This is a genomic window from Streptomyces olivoverticillatus (assembly GCF_014203555.1).
GTDB classification, from domain to species: domain Bacteria; phylum Actinomycetota; class Actinomycetes; order Streptomycetales; family Streptomycetaceae; genus Streptomyces; species Streptomyces olivoverticillatus.
Window position 1 is genome coordinate 1 of sequence record NZ_JACHJH010000016.1, and the last position, 1976, is coordinate 1976.

Below are 1976 nucleotides of genomic sequence, written 5' to 3' on the forward strand. Positions count from 1 at the left end.
GACGGTTCCCTGGACTTCCTCGGCCGTATCGACAAGCAGGTCAAGGTCCGCGGCTACCGCATCGAACTCGGCGAGATCGAAGCAGCGCTGCGCGGCCACGCCACCGTCCGGGAAGCGGTCGTGATCGCCCGGGACGGCCAGGACGGCGAAAAGTCGCTCGTCGCCTACGTGGTCGCCGACGGGCTCGCCGAGGCGGGCGAACTGCGCGCCCACCTGAGCGTGGGCCTGCCCGACTACATGATCCCTGCCGCCTATGTGTCGCTGGACGCCATCCCGCTGACCCCCAACGGCAAGCTCGACCACCGCGCCCTGCCGGCACCGGATGCGACTGCCTTCTCCGCGACGCAGTACGTGGCACCGCGTACCCCGGTGGAGGAGCGTCTCGCCGCCATCTGGGCCGAGGTGCTCGATGCCCGCCAGGTCAGCGTCGAGGACAGCTTCTTCGACATCGGCGGCGACTCGATCCGCGCTGTTCGCCTGGTCGGCGGTCTGCGTGCGGCCGGTTACGACGTGTCGGTGCGCGAAGTCTTCGAGCACCGCACCGTCGCCGCACTCGCGGGTCGGCTGTCGGGCCAGGTGGTGAACGAGTCCCTCATCGACCCGGTGGCGCCGTTCGCGCTGATCAGTGCCGAGGACCGGGCTGCTCTGCCCGCCGATGTCGTCGACGCGTACCCGCTGTCGCAGATTCAGACCGGCATGCTCGTCGAGATGATGGCCGGCCGCGGCATGGGTGAGCGCCGGGCCGCGTATCACAACGTCAACTCGATCCTGATTCAGGACGAGCAGGCCTTCGCCGCCGACGCCTTCCGCCGGACGCTGGACATGGTGGCCGCCCGCCACGAGGCGCTGCGGACGTCCATGCACCTCAGTGACTACTCGCAGCCTCTGCAGATCGTGCATTCCTCCGCCGACCTGCCGTTGACCATCCGGGACCTGCGAGACCTGGACGCCGAGGCGCAAGAGCGTCAGAAGGCCGCGGACCTCGCCGAGGAACAGGCGAACCTCTTCGACCTGACCGGGGCACCCCTGCTGCGGTTCCGCGTGCACATCGAGGATGAGGCGTGGCAGCTCACGGTCAGCCACTGCCATGCGATCACCGAGGGCTGGACGCTCAGCATGCTGCTGGCGGAAGTCGTGGAGTGCTACCAGCATCTTCGTGACGGCCGTGAGCTGCCCGCGTACGAGGCGCCCGCCGTCCGTTACGCCGACTTCGTTGCTGCCGAGCTGGAAGCGCTGGACAGCGAAGAGGACCGGTCGTTCTGGCGGGATGTTGTGGATGGGCATGCTCCGTTGCGGCTTCCGGCGGGTTGGGCTGATTCGGATGCGGGTGTGGGGGAGCGTCATGGTGTTCGGGTGCAGTTCGCTGATCTTGAGGAGGGTCTTCGGGGTCTGGCGCTGAAGGCGAATACGTCGCTGAAGAGTGTGCTGCTGGCTGCGCACTTGAAGGTGATGAGTGCAGTCACGTCGGATGATGCTTTCCATACGGGTGTGGTGTTCCACGGCCGTCTGGAGGCTCCGGGAGCGGACCGGGTGCTGGGTATGCACCTGAACACGATTCCGTTCCCGGCCGTCCGGCCGATGGGTACGTGGCGTGAGCTGGTCGAGCAGGTGTACGCGCAGGAAGCGGAGATCTGGGCGCACCGGCGGTACCCGCTTCCCGCGATTCAGCGGGAGGCCGCGGGCGGCGAGCGTCTGCTCTCGGTCATGTTCGAGCACCAGAACTTCGACCAGAGCGGCTCATCGACTTCGTCCGTGATCGAGACCGGTGCGGATGAGAACGGCGGCAACGAGTTCGCTCTCAGCGCCGTTGCCGCGGCCGGAGCCATCCACCTCGGCACGTCCACGGACGCACTCGGCCAGGACGGTTTGGCAGCGCTCGCTTCGATGTACCGGTTGGTGCTGGAGGCGATGGCTGCGGACTTTGATGGGGATGCGTCGGCGGCGTGTCTTCCGGAGGGTGCGCGGGTCGGCCTTGC

At 67.6% G+C, this 1976-nt stretch carries 1 protein-coding gene; it reads left to right on the forward strand.

The genetic code is table 11. The features are described 5' to 3' along the window. Window positions 1–1976 (forward strand): condensation domain-containing protein (locus FHS39_RS25060; RefSeq protein WP_246470494.1); only part of this gene is annotated, 1976 nt, incomplete at both ends.